This window comes from Mesorhizobium escarrei (assembly GCF_935825525.1).
Taxonomy (GTDB): Bacteria; Pseudomonadota; Alphaproteobacteria; order Rhizobiales; family Rhizobiaceae; genus Mesorhizobium; species Mesorhizobium escarrei.
Window position 1 is genome coordinate 65,565 of sequence record NZ_CAKXZT010000126.1, and the last position, 15,885, is coordinate 81,449.

Annotated in this window: 11 protein-coding genes and 1 pseudogene; 9 read left to right on the forward strand and 3 right to left on the reverse strand. The window is 59.7% G+C overall.

What is annotated here, in order from left to right:
* Window positions 1–282: 282 nt before the first annotated feature.
* Both aepX and NMG80_RS16140 read right to left on the reverse strand, forming a co-directional pair.
* On the reverse strand, window positions 283–1,284 hold the full coding sequence (aepX, locus tag NMG80_RS16135; RefSeq protein ID WP_301943363.1) for a phosphoenolpyruvate mutase: 1,002 nt from the start codon (window positions 1,282–1,284) through the stop codon (window positions 283–285).
* Window positions 1,285–1,967: 683 nt separating this feature from the next.
* Window positions 1,968–2,583, reverse strand: a pseudogene (locus NMG80_RS16140) (Tn3 family transposase); the annotation flags it as partial.
* A gap of 263 nt (window positions 2,584–2,846) precedes the next feature.
* Between NMG80_RS16140 and NMG80_RS16145 the strand changes: the two are divergent.
* The 6 genes from NMG80_RS16145 (at window position 2,847) to NMG80_RS16170 (ending at window position 9,849) form a co-directional block, all read left to right on the forward strand.
* Window positions 2,847–4,649 (forward strand): gluzincin family metallopeptidase, encoded by a 1,803-nt coding sequence (locus tag NMG80_RS16145; protein ID WP_254018997.1) that lies wholly within the window; start codon window positions 2,847–2,849, stop codon window positions 4,647–4,649.
* A gap of 294 nt (window positions 4,650–4,943) precedes the next feature.
* Window positions 4,944–6,239 (forward strand): ComEC/Rec2 family competence protein, encoded by a 1,296-nt coding sequence (locus NMG80_RS16150; protein WP_254018998.1) that lies wholly within the window; start codon window positions 4,944–4,946, stop codon window positions 6,237–6,239.
* Between the two features lie 87 nt (window positions 6,240–6,326).
* Window positions 6,327–7,373, forward strand: a complete 1,047-nt coding sequence (locus NMG80_RS16155; RefSeq protein ID WP_254018999.1) for a DUF2278 family protein — start codon at window positions 6,327–6,329, stop codon at window positions 7,371–7,373.
* An 8-nt stretch (window positions 7,374–7,381) separates the two neighbouring features.
* Window positions 7,382–8,350: a DUF3616 domain-containing protein gene (locus NMG80_RS16160; protein ID WP_254019000.1), complete on the forward strand. Its 969-nt coding sequence runs from the start codon at window positions 7,382–7,384 to the stop codon at window positions 8,348–8,350.
* Window positions 8,351–8,425: 75 nt separating this feature from the next.
* Entirely contained in the window at window positions 8,426–9,115 is a 690-nt protein-coding gene (locus tag NMG80_RS16165; RefSeq protein WP_254019001.1) for a hypothetical protein, read from the forward strand.
* Window positions 9,116–9,129: 14 nt separating this feature from the next.
* The gene (locus NMG80_RS16170; RefSeq protein ID WP_254019002.1) at window positions 9,130–9,849 is read left to right on the forward strand and encodes a hypothetical protein; all 720 of its coding nucleotides are present in this window, start codon (window positions 9,130–9,132) and stop codon (window positions 9,847–9,849) included.
* 799 nt (window positions 9,850–10,648) lie between these two features.
* Here NMG80_RS16170 and phnF read toward each other — a convergent pair.
* The gene (phnF, locus tag NMG80_RS16180; RefSeq protein ID WP_254019003.1) at window positions 10,649–11,401 is read right to left on the reverse strand and encodes a phosphonate metabolism transcriptional regulator PhnF; all 753 of its coding nucleotides are present in this window, start codon (window positions 11,399–11,401) and stop codon (window positions 10,649–10,651) included.
* A 312-nt stretch (window positions 11,402–11,713) separates the two neighbouring features.
* On the opposite strand from phnF, the gene NMG80_RS16185 reads away from it, so the two are divergent.
* From NMG80_RS16185 to NMG80_RS16195, 3 genes are read left to right on the forward strand one after another with little or no spacing between them, the layout of a single operon-like run.
* Window positions 11,714–13,273 carry an ABC transporter substrate-binding protein gene (locus NMG80_RS16185; protein WP_254019004.1) on the forward strand — a complete coding sequence of 520 codons (1,560 nt, stop codon included), beginning with the start codon at window positions 11,714–11,716 and terminating at the stop codon, window positions 13,271–13,273.
* Between the two features lies 1 nt (window position 13,274).
* Entirely contained in the window at window positions 13,275–14,930 is a 1,656-nt protein-coding gene (locus NMG80_RS16190) for an ATP-binding cassette domain-containing protein (protein WP_301943364.1), read from the forward strand.
* Complete coding sequence (locus NMG80_RS16195; protein ID WP_254019005.1) at window positions 14,927–15,883, forward strand: ABC transporter permease; 957 nt, start codon at window positions 14,927–14,929, stop codon at window positions 15,881–15,883. Before NMG80_RS16190 ends, NMG80_RS16195 begins: the two co-directional genes overlap by 4 nt.
* The last annotated feature ends 2 nt before the right edge of the window (window positions 15,884–15,885 follow it).

A 15,885-nucleotide genomic window follows, 5' to 3' on the forward strand; every position in this document is an offset into this window, starting at 1 on the left:
GGAGAAGCGCATTCAACAGCTCTACGCCGCTCAGCAATTCGCGAACCGACCGCCTGCAGCTCGACGAGCCGCTGCTGAGGGGCTTGTTTTCGATGCGCCGATTGGCCTGTGCTAACACCCCCGGACAGGCGTGATCCAAACCCGGCGCGCGCCACCGTTCCACGTTGCAGGCGCCACATAGACAGCGATACTGCGTCCGTAAGATACCGCCGTGCAAAGAGAGAAAAACAAGAGTGGCGCCAACTGCGCAGGAAGATCCCAGAGAAACCTTTCTGCATTTATTCAACGGCTTTTAACTGAGACTGCGGCGGGACGCCGACCGGCCATCACCTTGTCCTCTGCCCGCGGAAGGTACTTCTCTTTTGCCGCTGAGAGCTCGCCGTAGTTCATCAGTTCGAACAGCTCGTCGAGCGTCGCGACTTCACCTTCGATACCGGCAATGCTCTCTTCTTGGATGATGCGGTCGCACACCTGACGCATCGCCAAGATCGCGGCGCGCATGTTGTGGTTGGCCCAGATGACCGTGGAAATACCGACCGCCCGATAATCGGCGACGGGCGTGCGGTGGTATTTTGTCGGTACGATCACGACGGGCAGTCGGTTCTGCCAGGCTCGCGCGAAAGCGAAAATCTCCTCCGCGTCGGACTTGCGGGAGTGGATCAGGATCGCATCGGCGCCGGCGTCCGCATAGGCGTGCGCTCGTGCAAGCGCCTCCTGCTGACTGTGTCCGGCGATCAGCGCCTCGGTTCGAGCGACGAGAACAAACTCCGGATCCGGAACTTGGTCCTTGACGGCCTTCAGGCGACCGCAGAACTCGCCGATGTCCGCTAGTGGATGGCGATCGCCTACGAAGGAGTTCATCTTCGGGAACGTTTTGTCTTCGAGGCAAACGCCACTCGCGCCGTGCTGTCGCAGCTTGCGAGCGACCAGACGCGCATTGTTGAAATTGCCGAACCCGCTCTCTCCGTCGACGAGGATTGGAATTTCTGCTGCGTCCGCCATCCGTTCCACCACGTCGACCACCTCGGTCCAAGAGGCCTCGTTCGCATCACGGTAACCTAGGCTGGAGGAGATCGAGAGGCCGGACGCCCAAAGCGCCTTGAAACCTGCCCGCTGCGCGATCGCCGCGGAGAGCGCGTCATGGGCTTCCATAAGGAATGACGGCCTGTCACGGATGCAAATGAGGTCACGAAGCGGAGATATACGTTCGCTTGCATTGCGACCCGAATTCCGGACGTGACGCCCATTTTCGGACGGTATACGCACCCGACGCAGATCTGCCATGCTGCTTTCCTCCCTTCGTCCCCTCGATCCCGACATCAACCACGAACATGAAATCGGTCGGCAGCTCCTGCCGCCTTTCTAGAAGGAAGCTTCACACCTCGTGCCAACTGCGCAGGAAAAGTCTCAGAAAAAGTGTTCTCGATACTATTCAATGACTTGATGGTGGTGCGAGGAGGAGCCAAGCCGAACAACCCGTGTCGCTCATTCAACAAACCCGGCAGTAGTGTCGGTTGCCCGCCATCTTCCCCAAGGATAGCGGTTTCCTAAGTGGGAGCGGAATTCACGCGTCATTCGACTGCTATCCGCGCTTTCCGATGTCCAACGATGTCGTGGCTTCTGCTAGATTTTTGTTGTGATCAGTCCGGTTGCAGCGACTGCATCCGCATCGGCTGTTCTCGGGCGCCGGTGCGTGTTGCTGATATCAAAGCACGCGCGACCAAAGCGGAGAAGGAACTTTGATCACCGCACCGGTCCATTCCGGGAGACAGGCAAACGCCTGAAATATGCAAACGAAGAGCTCAAGAAGGCACGGGAGACTAGCGACTGCGAGGCAATCGCAGCAGCGATGAAGCGTTTCGCGAAAAACCATCAGGAGGAATTGCTCGAGCCCGCACCTAAGTATGTGGGACGGACATTAAGAAGCTCTCGCCAGAAATCCGAGGGATTGTTCTGGTGCTGGCAAGCGTGAGCGGCGAGACGTGTTTGAGTAGGTCGTTCGGGATAATCCGATCCGTCATGCGCAGGTGCGTGGCTGCGCGGTCAAGATAGACGGTGTTCCAATGGACGATGGCGCTGACGACGAGATTGAGACCGGAAGCGCTGAATGCCTGGCTCTCGAATGACCGGTCGCGGATTTCTCCGCGCTCGCGGAAGAACACCGGGCGTTTGAGCTTATGCGCTGCATCACCCTTATCGAGGCGGCTTGGCAGCGCCGGCGCAAGGCTGTGCTCGAATACCATTCGATCATGAACAGTGATCGCTCGATCCGGCCGAGTTCCGCAGCGGCTTGGCTAACTGGCTTTCCTCGAACACGCCGAGAGCTTTCTTAACGATCGTCGAAGGACGACGGCGCGCGTCGTGATCGAGGCTGCCAGATGAGGCGCGACGCGTTTGTTGATAAAGGCGAACAGCCCGAAGGCCTGACCGCTCGCACCGCTAGTGTCGGTAAAATGCTCCTGGATATCAGGATCGTATGTTGGTCAAACAGGCCATCAGTACGTAGGCCGCTTCGCTTTCAGTAGGGCTGATGGGCAAGATACTGAAATAGCCGTACTGGTCCGACGGGTGGCTGTAGAATTTGTGAGGCCGCGGTCTCACGAGGGTGGTCAGGCGTCAGCGCGGGGCAAGATGACCTGAAAATGCAACTTGATGAATTATGACAGTAATATTCTCCATCTTGCAGCAACCTTAGCTATGTGCAAGTATTATCGTCGACCGGCATAAATGGGGGGGGGGCATTCATGGTCAGGCGTTCGCCCGAATTCCGCCGTCTGCGCGTCTACGCCATAGATCCTGGCCTTGCCGCCCGGCACGAAACGGTTGGACTCAATGAACTGACCCTAATGGTGCCGTGGGAAAGCAATCCGGAAATCGAGGGCGTGCTCAGCAGCACGCAGATGTTGGGGCCGGTCGGCAATTACCTGGAGGTGGTGGACTACGACCCGGCGAGCGGCTGCTACTATGCTCCCGTCGATCTCAACGAGACTTTCGTTCTCGCACAGGACGGGCTCAACCCCTCCGAGCTCAATCCACAATTCCATCAGCAAATGGTCTACGCCGTGGCGATGACCACGATCGACAAGTTTGAGCGTGCGCTGGGGCGCTCGGCGTTGTGGGCGCCGCGCCGTCTCCCGGACAAGAGTTATGAGTACGTGCCTCGGCTGCGGCTTTATCCGCATGCCCTGCGCGAGGCCAATGCCTACTACAACCCGGACAAGAAGGCCGTATTGTTCGGCTATTTTCAGGTCCCTCCTGACTCCACCGCCGTCGCGCCCGGGACCACGGTCTTCACCTGCCTGTCGCATGACGTCATCGCACATGAGGTCACACACGCTTTGCTCGACGGCTTGCACCGGCGCTTTGCTGAGTCAACCAATATCGATGTGCTAGGCCTCCATGAGGGGTTTGCCGACATCGTGGCGATTTTCCAGCATTTCTCCAATCCAGACGTGTTGAAGGACCAGATCGGGCGCACGCGCGGCGACCTCGACAAGCAAAACATGCTGGGGCAATTGGCGCAGCAGTTTGGCCGTGCCACGCGCCGCGGCGAGGCATTGCGCGATGCGCTGGGCTATGTCGACGACGAGGGCAATTGGCAGCGCTACAGGCCTAACCCCACCTACCTGCGCGATGCCACGGAAGCCCATGAACGAGGCGCGATCCTGGTCGCCGCGGTGTTCGACGCCTTCCTCAAGATGTACAAATCCCGGGTCGTCGACCTGTTGCGCATTGCCTCGCAGGGGACGGGCCAGTTGCCGGCTGGGGAGCTCAATATCGACCTGGTCAATCGCCTGGCGGACGAAGCGGCCAAGACCTCGGAGCATGTGCTGCAGATGTGCATCCGAGCACTCGACTATTGTCCGCCCGTCAACGTCACCTTCGGCGATTACCTCCAGGCCATCATCACGGCCGACGCAGATCTCTATCCGGTGGACGAGCACCACTATCGCACTGCGATGATGCAGTCGTTCTCGCTGTTCGGAATCCGACCGCGGGCGGTACGCAACGTCTCGCTTGAAGGCTTGCTGCTGCAAGCGGGTGATGCCTCCCTGGGAGAGGCGGTGCCGCCAGGGATGGAGGCCGATCTCGACAACGAGATTGACCGCAAGGCCGCCTATGATCGGATGGAAGAGAACGCCAGGAAGGCTCACGAATGGCTGGCGCGGCCAGAACGTGCCGGGTTGCTCGAGGCAATGGGTATCGTCACCGGCACGAAGGAAAAGGTGCCGGGCACGGTCAACCAGAAGAAGGGACGGCCGGTCTTCGAGGTGCACTCGGTGCGGGCTGCGCTGCGGCGCGGCAGTAAGACTAACCTCGTGCCCGACCTGGTCATCGAAATCACACAGCGCCGGGCCGGCTATTTCGACAAGAAGGACCAGACGGCAGCCGACGAAGCCAAGCCAACCGGCGACGCAGCGGGCAAGGGGGATTTCACCTTCCGCCGCGGCTGCACCCTGGTGGTCAATCAGCAGACCCGCAATTTTCGCTGGGTGGCGCGAACCGACAAGAATATCTGCGACAATGGCGAACTCGATGCGTTGCGGCAATTCCTGCTGAGCAACCCAGTCTCGGTGCAGAATGCCTTTCAAGGGCCGGTCGCGCCCGGACGGGTGAGCAATCCGTTCGCTGCCGTGCACCGGGATTAGGGGACGAAGATGCCAGCACCGCAATTGCATGCGCCGCCGAGCGGGGTTACCATCAGGATGTATCGCCAAGGACATGGCGACTGTTTCCTTCTGGCCATGCCCGACGATGCCGGCGATCCCTTCTATCTGCTGATCGATTGCGGACTGAAGCCGGGCTCGGAGATCAAGGCCACCATCGAGGATGTCATCGGCGATATCCGAGACGCCACCGACGGGCACATCCATGCCGTACTGATCACGCACGAGCACCAGGATCACACCAACATGTTTCTCGCAAAGCTTGGCGGGAAATCGATGTTCGACGACATCACGTTCGGCGACGTACTTCTGGGCTGGACCGCCAATCCGGACGATACCGAGGCACAGCAATTGCGCCAGATGAAGCTTCGGGCGCTGATGCGGCTGCTCGCGGCCCGACGGCGACTGGCGGGGCTCGCCGCCGCGGGCGAGGACGTAAAACAGACTTTGGATTTCGTTGACGCGATGCTCGCATTCGAGGGGGCCGACGCGGACTTTCTGAAGGCGCTGGGTCCGACGGACGACAGCGTGTTCAGCGCCGCCGACAGCGCAGCCATCGTCCAGGGCCTCAGCGTCGCCAAGTGCATGGATTATGTGACCGGCAAGGTCGGGAAACCACGCTATTTTTCGCCGCACGAAACCCCTTTCGCCTTGAATGGAGTGAGCGGCGTCAGGCTCTATCCGTTGGGGCCCCCGCGCGACGACCGTCTCAACGAAGACGAGCCCGCAAAAAGCGATGCGGCAGGTCAGGCGCGGATGTATGAAAAGACGGATCGCGGCCACGGCTTGGGCTTTGGCTTCAGCAGCGGCCTGGACGGGATGTTCGTGGGAGCGGATCACGGCTTCCTGGGGGAAGATGCCGAAAGCCACGACCCGTTCGCGCCCGGTCTGAAGCTGCTGGAAAACGGGCCGGACTGGAGCAGCGAGATTGCCGAATTCTTTGGCTATTTCGCGCCGCCGACGGGCGAGGAATGGCGGCGCATCAATATCGAGTGGCTGGCGGCGGCTGGCTGGTTTGCGGACAAGATCAACACCGAACTCAACAATTCGAGCCTAGTCGTGGCCATCGAGCTGGTCAACAGCCACAAGGTGTTGCTGTTCCCGGGCGACGCCCAGTACGGCTCATGGATGTCATGGGCTGTTGCGCCTTTCGAGATTCCCGCACAGGGTGGTGCCCAGGCCAGGACCGTGACGGTACAGGATCTGCTGGCGCGGACGATCTTCTACAAGGTCGGGCACCATGGCAGCCATAATGCTACTCTGAAAGGCGAGGCGGACAGCGACTACGCCAATCTCGACTGGATGGCTCTGGGCGCACACGCCAAGGAGTTCGTCGCCGTTATTCCCGCCAACACCCAATGGGCCTGGGACGAAAACGACCAACACTGGGAGCATCCGCTCAAGGCCATCCGCGAGGATCTGGAGGCCAAGACCAGCGGACGGCTGTTCAAGTCGGACACCGATTTCGACCCGAAGCCGCCGGCGAGCGCGGTCAAGGCTGACTGGCAGAAATTCGTCGCCAACGTGACCGCAACCGATCTCTATTTCGAATATACCGTTCTCGATCAATAGGCGCGACGCGGAGCGGGCGGCCGGGGAACGCGCCCATAAGTCGTGAGGCGGTCGAGTTTCCTGACGCCGATTCTTGGAGGATGTCCGATGCCGATACCTTATGCAGTACTCAAGGGGCGGCCGACCAACAACCGCTTAGGGACGAAGAAGAACAAGCATTACCAGGTGCTGATATCCGCCAATGGCGAACAGTACCGGATCGCCATCAATGTCGAATCGGGCGACGGCAGCGAGGTCGCGTTCCTGGTGCGCGCGCCGTTCGAACACCCGGTTATCGACGGGCTCGCCGGACTGGAACCAGGGCTGCACAAGCTGCCATCCGCCCCGGGCGGTATGGCGATTGACTTCATCCGCGGCAATATCGGCCAACCATGGGAATTCCAGCCGCTGCCCTTCGATGCGGCGGGACCCGACAACGATCTGAACGAGAAGATCGATGCCTATGTGCAGCGTGCCATGTCCGATGAGAACGCCATGGTCTATGCTTTCGGCGCGCCGTGGGGGCCCGAGCCCACCACCGCCGACAAGTTTTTCGGCTTCAAGCCCGGCCGGGGCATTCACGACATTCACATGAACCAGGGCAATCCGCCGGGCAAGTTCGAGAAGGACAACGGTGTCTACCAGGATGGCGCACTGTTGTTCAACTTCCCCGACGAGGGGCAGTGGATGGCCATCTTCTTGAAGTTCCAAACGCAGGCTTGGCATACCGACGACGAGACGGGAAACGTCATCCTGGCGCCCGACGCAGACCATCCGACGGCGCCGCATATCCCAATTGAGCGTGATCAAATCCCGACATTCGAGGTGCCGGACGGTCTGGTGCGGATCATTGCCGCCTATGTCAACGACACCAAAACGCCGGAGCACGAGACCGTGACCCTGCTCAACACGGCCGATGTCTCTGTCGACCTGGAGGGTTGGGCGATCGCCGACAAGCGGAAGCAGCGCATGAAGCTGGCAGGCACCATCGACGCCGGCGCGACGCGAGTCGTCGAGATCGTCACGCCCGTGGCGCTGTCGAACAAGGGCGGCATCATCACCTTGCTCGACGAGCGGGGCATCAAGGTGCATGGCGTTTCCTATACAAAGGGACAGGCTCAGCAGCCTGGCCGCACCATTCCGTTTCAGAACTGAAGGGCGCAATGGCGAAGAACCCGGCACAGCGCGTACGGCTCGACTATGCGGCGGTCGCCTCGGAGGATCTTCTGCACAATCTGTCCGGGTTGGCGGCCGACGGGAGCTTGCTGTGGACTGTTTCTGACGAAGGGCGGACCGTCGAGTGTCTGGCGGCGCACGAAGCCGGGTATGTGCTGACCCGACAATATCGAATTGACGACTTGATCGCGCGCTGGCCCGGCGCCGGGGAAAGCAAGGGTGGTGCGGAGCTCGACCTAGAAGCGGTCGATGTCGCGCAGGGGGCGCTCTGGCTTTGCGGCTCGCATTGCCACGTCCGCCTGGCCTCTGACAATGACGACAAGGACCTACTTCGGTCAAAAATCCGCGCTCGGCCGAGCCGGCATCTGCTGGCGCGCATCGCCCTCAAGGACAATGCATCGCGCCTGGGCAAGGTGAAAGTCGCGCCGCGAAAGGGCGTGGGTTCTATTCGCGGCGTGCTGGCTAGCGATCCCTATCTCAAGCCGTTCCTCGATCTGCCGAGCAAGGAGAACGGCCTCGATATTGAAGGTCTGTTGGTAACCGAAAACGAGGTGCTTCTGGGGCTTCGCGGTCCGCGGCTCGACAACAGCGCCGTCGTCGTTCACCTCAGGCTCAACAAGGACCTGGACGTGAAGAGCTACAGGCTGTCCTTTCTCGATCTCGGCAGCCTGGCGATCCGTGACCTTAGTCGGAATGGCGGCGCTATCTTTATCATCGCCGGCCCCGTGGGCGACGCCATGGAGCCGTTTCGCCTCTATCGCTGGCATCCGGCAGCAACCCCGCTGATCCAGCACCCCGAAAAGCTCTACGATTGGCCGACCGGCAGCGAAAAACCGGAAGGGTTGTGCTTTCTCGAGCGTAACGGGAAGCCCGGCCACTTGATCGTCTACGACCGGCCCGACAAGAGCAGGATCAAGGGTAGTGCCTATGAGGCAGACTGGATGGCGATCGACTAGGCCGCGTTGAGTTTGATCGCGAGTCTGGAACACCAGCGGCGATGGCGAGTGAACAGAGCATGGAGGAGCGCGACAATGGGAATTAGACTGGTCACGGCATGCCTCTGGATGATCGTTGGACTGTTGCCGGGATACGCCAAAAGCGTCGAGCTGCCGGCTACCGTCATTTCCAAAACCATCGAAGGGATCGAGATCAAATTCCCAGTTGGCATCACCGCTAGCAAAAATGATCCCGCGCAGCCCGTCGCCATCACGTTGACGATTGACCTGTCCGACCTTGTGGCCAAGGTCAATCCGTTGATCGGGGCCGTTTGGACAAAGCGAAACATCGACCTCGGTGGCAAGCTGACACACAACGGCACCCTCCTTTCGATCGAAGGTCCGGCGCTTCGTGCCAAGGTGCATTTTCACGTGCGCCCGGAAGTGGTGCCAAGCTCTGATGGCAGCGTTGTGGCTCATTTTGTGCCCACGGTGGTCGACAATCGTGTCGCACTCACCGGTCGTATCGTCGAGCTCAACATCTCGAACGATTTCACGCGAAACGCCGCTCAGGCATTGAATCTCGACGACTTGGTCAGGGACAAGTTGAGCGCACTGCTGAACGAGGCACTTTCTGCGCCTGGTGCGGGCCTCGCATTGCCGTCGGCGGTGCAGGCCCTTGGCGTGAGCCTCGCTACCGCCCGCTGCGTCATGATCGGCGCCAAGCCAAGTCTGGTTGTCGAAGGCACGTTGCCAGCGGTGGCCGGACTATTGCTCAACCTGTGAAGAGAGAGACGCAGATGAATTCGAAGCCTGACGCAGCGAAGACGCATCCGAGCGATGATCCCGCGATCAATGGGATTACGCTTGCGACAACACAGAAGCTCTGGCTCTCGCTCGCGCTTGCGACAAACCTGTTCGCCATTGTCGCACATGGCCAGACACAAGGGTCGGACATCGATCCGAAGCTGGGTGTCGTCGTCGGTTTTTCGTTCGTGCCAGGTCTGCTGGACTCCATCGTTGCGATGTGGGCCATCCTGATCCTGTCGATCCTGCTCATCCTCAATGCAGCAGTCATGCGCGAGCATGCCCATCGCTCGGGCCCGACCTGGTACGAACGATATCCGTTCCGGATTTGGGATGCTTCGCCGTCGATCGGTCTGGGGCGAAAGGGCCAGGTTATGGCCTATGTCTTCTTTTCGATCCTGCCTCTTTTTGCGCTGGGGCATTTCTGGCACGTGTTCCTTGGCGAGGGCAAGCTTTGCAGCGAAATCACCAATGACAATTGGTCTCCCCTGGCCGTCGGCGCGCATGATTTCTTCCGGTTTCCAGCAGATGCCACCTTCGGACGCATCTTCGGCGACTACTATCGGCTGGCCGGCGAAGTCGTCGACAAAGATGCCTGCAACGATGCGACAACCTTCTTTCCGTTCGTTCAGCCTGTTGTCATGTTGCTGTTGAGCGTGTTCGCGGTGTTCGTGACGTTCCGCGCCCTGCACGTCGTGTGGCGGGGAAAGTAGCCGCAACATCGGCGCTGCGACTCGCATCGCAATGCGATCAGATTGGCGTACCCGCTATCTCCGAGTTTTGTCCTTTCGACGGCTACTCGCGGTACGCTTGGGATCATCGGGCCTGATCTCATACAGCGCAGAAGTTCCGGCAGATCGTCGACTTGAAGTCTCTAACCGACCGATATTTTTGGAAAAGTCCGCGTCGCTGCTGCCCATGGCATGTGCATACAATGGCGTTCCTCGAAGACCCTAAAGTGAATCCTGATTGCTTTAAAAGTGCCGCCCTTGAACGAGATTCTATGGTCGGCGCCGACTTTGCGGCGCGTCGGCCTTTTTCAACAATATCGACCCTTCTCGGACGTTCCCCGATCCGTAATTTAATTTTGATGCCGGACACTGGAGGTTCCAGTGTACCGGCCGTTGTGGAGATTCCCCCATACAGAGCGACACAAGTGGCCTACTCGAAATGAGATCTTCCGGCCGATATCGAAGTAGGTCACATGACGTCCGGCTCAGCGGTCGCCGGCGCAATCGCCTAGACTCACGGCGAATCCATGTTCTCAGAATGTTTTAATTTACTCTCGTGAAGCCTGGCCTTCAGTTTCAGACTTTGTCAGTATCACGACCTTATAACCTTGCCGGTCGAGCATCTCGAGCGTGCGAGGTCGGCCTGGCCGGGAGCAGGCAGTTCAAGCAGGGTTTCGAACATCGCGCGCAGGACCGGGACGATCTCCGCGGTCTCGTTTATCCGGCTGGGCGCAAAAGGACGAAGCGGGTGTGCCCTTGCGTTGACCATGGACTCACGCCCTTACGAATTCTGAGCCAAGGCGTTGAGCAACTGACTGGTGTTGTCGATCGAGAACTGGACACGCTCTCCTGCCCACACGGACTCCGAAAATGAAACCGGCGTGCCCTTCATATCCACGTCGACCTTTTTCTGAAGCAGGATCGGCTGCGTCTCGGCCTGCATCAACTGACGCGCTTCTTCTTTAGTCGGCAGGCGCACAATAAAGTCAGTACGCAGACGAATGTAGTCGGTAACGCCGTAATCGGCTAGAATGCTGCTGACAGTTTGTCCTTCGCGTCTCGACTTATCGAAGCCCGGAAAGCGGCGAACTGGAAAAAATGCGTTCGAAAAATTGACCGGCTCCTCATCGGCATATTCGAGGCGAACGATATGGTAGACCTGCTCGTCGAGCGGAAGCCTTAGCGCCTCGGCGACTCGCCGAGGAGCCTCGATCACACGCTCCTTGATCGCTTTGCCAAACGGCTCACGCCCTTGATCGAGGAGGTTTTGGGAAAAACGGGTTCGCTCGGAGAGCCGGTAGTTCAGACGCCCGTCGCGAACAAACGTCCCTTTCCCATGCTCGACTTGGATAAGCCCGCGATTCTGAAGCTGAGCGATCGCACGTCGGACGCTATGTCGCCCGACGCCAAAGCGTCCCATCAATTCCGCTTCCTTGGGAAGCGGCGCCCCTTTGGCAAACCGCCCCGCAGTGATGTCGGCGGCGAGTTCCTCTTCGACGTCTTGCCACTGGCCGTGCATCAGTTTCTTCGGCATTGTCGCTTCATTCCGTTGCTTGTCACGTGCGGTCGATGATCGACCAAGATATTCGAATAAGTATAAGCAGCGACGTCTTCATTGGCAATGTCTGCGGCTGATCCGCAAGCGCGCTGTTTTACAATGCCAAACCTTGGACGCGCGCTGAAATCTGGGTGCCCTGACCCACCGCTGATATTCGAATCTCATCTTGTCATCCGAATGTCGTGAAACTGAGGCATGTTTCGCCTGCCTCACACACAGGCGGCCCGCAAGAAGCGCGACCTCAAGCACCGTCAGCGCTGCACCGCCACCAGGATCCCGGAGAGCCGAATGAACCAGAGCAGATTGAAAGCCAAGAGCTTGGTACTGATTGTAATACTGAGCGCCGGCGTCGCGGCCCTGTCCGGCAACACGCCAGTCTTTGCGCGTGACCTGACCATCGCCGTTCCGAAGAACCCGGATAACCTCGATCCGGCCACCGAGAACTCCAATCCCAATCTGCGGGTGGTGCTTTCGCTTTATGACACGCTTGTCAGATTCGACTACCGCAACGACGGAAAGATCGTGCCGGGGCTGGCGACCGAGTGGAAGGCCCTCGATCCGAAAACCCTTGAGTTCAAGCTGAGGCCGGGGGTCGTCTTCCACAACGGCGACACTTTCGACGCCAACGATGTCATCGCGACGTTCTCGGATGTGCGATTGGGGCGCGATAAAAGCGTGCCCACTGAATCCGAGGAGTTTCTCGGCGGCATCGAGAGGATCAAGGCCGTCGACAACATGACGGTCCGGATCCACATCAAGGCTGTTGATCCGATTGCGCTCGATCGCTTCGCCACCTTCCCTGCCCAGATCATTTCCGAAACGGCGCTGAAGCAGGCTCGATCCTACAATGATTTCACGAAGCTCGATGCGGGCTCCGGCCCCTACGCGCTCGTCAGCCACGAGATCGGCGGCGCGACCGTGCTGAAGAAGTTCGATGCATATTGGGGTGAAGCGCAGGCGGCTGCTGACAAGGTAACGTTCGTCACGGTTCCTGAACTTTCTACCCGGGTTGCGGGACTTCTCTCCGGCCAGTTCGACATGATCACGGAAATCGGCACCGACGAATTTCTGCAGATCGAGGGCAACCCGAACGGTGCCGTCGCCGGCGGTCCGATCGAAACACTTCGTGGTGTGATCTTTGACAGCATCGACAGCCCCATCGCCGATCCGCGCATCAGGCACGCAATGAACCTTGCCGTCGATCGCCGAGCGCTGGTGAAAGGTCTCTACGATGGCCGCACGGATGTACCGCGTGGCTGGCAGGTGAAAACGTTCGGCGACATGTATCTGCAGGACCGTCCGATGGATGCCTATGATCCGCAGAAGGCAAGAGAGCTTCTCAAGGAAGCAAGCTACGACGGCAAGGAGATCGTCTGGCGCACCCAGCACAACTACTACACCAAGCAGGGCGAAACGGCCCAGATCGTGCAGTCGATGTGGAAAGCTGTCGGCCTGAACGTCAAGCTGGAGTTCAAGGAAAACTGGACGCAGGTCCTCGCCGACACGCCCGACAGAGCGATCATCGACGCGTCTTCCGGCGCCTACTATCCGGATCCTATTGGTCAGTTCTGGCGTCGGCTTGGGCCGGGCGGCTCGTTTACAAAACAGAAGTTCTTCACCGTCTCTGCTGACATGGCAGCACTCGGCGAGGAGTTGTCGACATCGGTCGATACGGGGCATCGGCGGGCGGTCTTTGCTCAGATGCTGGACAAGTTTGACGAGGATCCGCATTCCGCGAACTTCTACACTGCCGCCCATTTCATTGGGGTACGCAAGGATCGCCTGACCTATCGCGCGCTTCCGACGGAATACCTGGACCTCACGACAACGGGCGTGAGCTTCAGGTAACATGAACTTGCAACCCCAAAGTCAATGTCGCGCTCACCCTCTGATCTCGGTTCAGGGGGTGAGTGTGGTCTTCGCCTCGGGGCAGAGCGGCTCTGCATTGCGCGACCTCAGCTTTGATCTGATGGCAGGAGAAATTCTCGGCATCGTCGGAGAAAGCGGATCCGGCAAGAGCGTCATGTGCCGGGCCATTGCAGGCCTGCTGCCGCCGAGCGCCAAGATCAAAGGACAGATGAATTTCGAAGGGCGGCCGTACCCCCTGTCGGACCGGCGATTGCTGGCTGGCCTCAGGGGACATGGAATCGCCATGATATTCCAGGATCCGATGAGTGCACTCGATCCCCTGATGACGGTCAGGCGGCACCTTGCGTTACGGACCCCTGGTGATCCAGGCCCACTGCTGACGACGGCCGGTTTTGGCGACCCCGGAAAGATTCTCGATTCCTACCCGCATCAGATGTCTGGTGGACAATGCCAGCGGGTGGCGATCGCCTGCGCACTCGCGCGTGAACCCCGGCTGCTCATCGCCGATGAACCGACCTCGGCGCTCGATGTCACTGTCCAGGCCAGCATCCTCAAGCACCTGAAGGCGGTTGCCGCGGAACGCGGCATGTCGATCATATTCGTCACGCACGACCTGGCGGTGGCCTATCAGCTGTGCAACCAGATCATTGTCATGAGAAACGGAGTAATCCTGGAGACCGGCTCTGCGGCCGCCGTTCTCGCGGCTCCCCGCGCCGACTACACCAAGCACCTGATTGCATCCATGCCACGGTCACGGCCGCACGCCTCAGGGATCATGCCGCAAACCTCGCCTCCGGCCGGCTTGCGACCCATTGGCGTGCCCAGCGCCAGACACCCGGCACTGCGTCTTGACAATATCTCGGTGGGCTACAAAACGCCTGACGGACGTCGCTTCGACGCCGTCCGAAACGTGAGCGTTGACGTCGGCGAAGGCGAAATCGTCGGCCTGGTCGGCGAGAGCGCTTCGGGCAAAAGCACATTGGCCAAAGCTGCCGTCGGCCTGGTGACACCTAGCGCCGGGCGTATCTCCATGAATGGTCGGGTGGTTGACTGGAGCAGGCCGGAACCATCGTGGCGGCGAGAAATCCAGTATATTTTTCAGGATCCGCGCGGTGCACTCGACCCTCTCGGCAGGATCGTTCATCAGGTCCGCCAGCCACTCGATATCCATCGGCTTGGAGATAAGGGCGAACGCGAAGCTGTGGCCCGCGCCCGGCTCCTTGAAACCCACCTCGACGACAAGCTATTCGGGCGCAAGCCCGGCAGCCTTTCCGGCGGCCAGCGACAGAGGGCGACAATCGCACGCGCGCTCACGGTTCGCCCCCGCGTCTTGATCTGCGACGAAAGCGTCTCGGCGCTCGATGTGTCCATCCAGGCCAAGATACTGGATCTGCTACTCGGCCTTCGCGACAAGTACGCGCTCGCGATCCTCTTCATCAGCCATGACCTGTCCGTCATCCAGCATATCTGCGACCGGGTCGTGGTCATGCGGCATGGCAAGCTGATCGAGGAAGGCCCAACGTTCGAGTTGTTTCGCAACCCGACTGAGAGCTACACTCGGGATCTGATTGCGGCCCTCCCAAGGCTCCCCGATGCTCCGCCGAGCCACCTATCCGAGCAGGAGGCCGCGGTATGAACTGGTATCTCTTCCGCCTGGGGCGGGCTTGCATAACGATCCTTCTGCTTTTGATTCTTGCGTTCTTCGCACTCGCCGCGAGTGGCGATCCCGCTCAAATATTGCTGGGTCCAGACACCAGTCAGGCCGCCATTGATGCCTTCCGCGAGAAATGGGGTCTTACTCTTCCTTTGTGGCAGCAGTTCCTGATTTATCTCAATGGACTGCTGCACATGAATTTCGGTCTCTCCTATCGAACCGGAGAGTCGGCTCTTGCGCTGGTTCTGGATCGAATTCCTGTGACACTGTCCCTGGTGCTCCCGACTATCCTGCTGTCGATCGCTCTGGGCGTGCCGCTTGGGATTCTCTCGGCGATGCATCGGGGGCGCTTCATCGACAGGTTGGCCATCACGCTGTCGGTTGTCGGCCTTTCGGTTCCCTCGTTCCTGTTGGGCGTGCTGGCGATGTATCTGTTCTCGGTGAAGCTCGGCTGGCTTGCCCCCAGCGGCTATGTAGACTGGAGCTCCTACATTATGCCGGTCGCGACGCTGTCGACCGTGGGGATAGGGACCTATGCGCGTTTCACGCGCTCGGCAATGGTCGAGGTAATGTCGCGCCCGATGATCGAGACCGCAAGAGCAAGCGGTCTATCCGAGGGGATCATCCATCGTGTTCACGCGCTGCCAAACGCGCTGACGCCGCTGATCACCATCACGGCCTTGGAGTTCGGGCACTTCGTCACTTACGCCGCCGTGGTCGAGAATGTGTTCGGCTGGCAAGGCACAGGATCTTTGTTGATAGAAAGTGTGAGCGCCCGTGACTTCGCCGTCGTGCAGGCGATCATGATCATCACCGGCGTGACGATGATCCTCGCTAACCTCCTGGCAGACCTGTCCTACGGCTTCATCGATCCGAGAATAGCCGATCTGCGCCACCGGTCCGCACGCCGCCTTCGCACAGTCTGCGAGAGCTAAGA

What these genes read in the sequence shown, in the direction of transcription:
- aepX (WP_301943363.1), bottom strand. Translation starts at nt 1,284, where the DNA reads ATGGCAGATCTGCGTCGGGTGCGTATACCGTCCGAAAATGGGCGTCAC.
- NMG80_RS16145 (WP_254018997.1), top strand. Translation starts at nt 2,847, where the DNA reads ATGGTGCCGTGGGAAAGCAATCCGGAAATCGAGGGCGTGCTCAGCAGC.
- NMG80_RS16150 (WP_254018998.1), top strand. Translation starts at nt 4,944, where the DNA reads ATGTTCGACGACATCACGTTCGGCGACGTACTTCTGGGCTGGACCGCC.
- NMG80_RS16155 (WP_254018999.1), top strand. Translation starts at nt 6,327, where the DNA reads ATGCCGATACCTTATGCAGTACTCAAGGGGCGGCCGACCAACAACCGC.
- NMG80_RS16160 (WP_254019000.1), top strand. Translation starts at nt 7,382, where the DNA reads ATGGCGAAGAACCCGGCACAGCGCGTACGGCTCGACTATGCGGCGGTC.
- NMG80_RS16165 (WP_254019001.1), top strand. Translation starts at nt 8,426, where the DNA reads ATGGGAATTAGACTGGTCACGGCATGCCTCTGGATGATCGTTGGACTG.
- NMG80_RS16170 (WP_254019002.1), top strand. Translation starts at nt 9,130, where the DNA reads ATGAATTCGAAGCCTGACGCAGCGAAGACGCATCCGAGCGATGATCCC.
- phnF (WP_254019003.1), bottom strand. Translation starts at nt 11,401, where the DNA reads ATGCCGAAGAAACTGATGCACGGCCAGTGGCAAGACGTCGAAGAGGAA.
- NMG80_RS16185 (WP_254019004.1), top strand. Translation starts at nt 11,714, where the DNA reads ATGAACCAGAGCAGATTGAAAGCCAAGAGCTTGGTACTGATTGTAATA.
- NMG80_RS16190 (WP_301943364.1), top strand. Translation starts at nt 13,275, where the DNA reads ATGAACTTGCAACCCCAAAGTCAATGTCGCGCTCACCCTCTGATCTCG.
- NMG80_RS16195 (WP_254019005.1), top strand. Translation starts at nt 14,927, where the DNA reads ATGAACTGGTATCTCTTCCGCCTGGGGCGGGCTTGCATAACGATCCTT.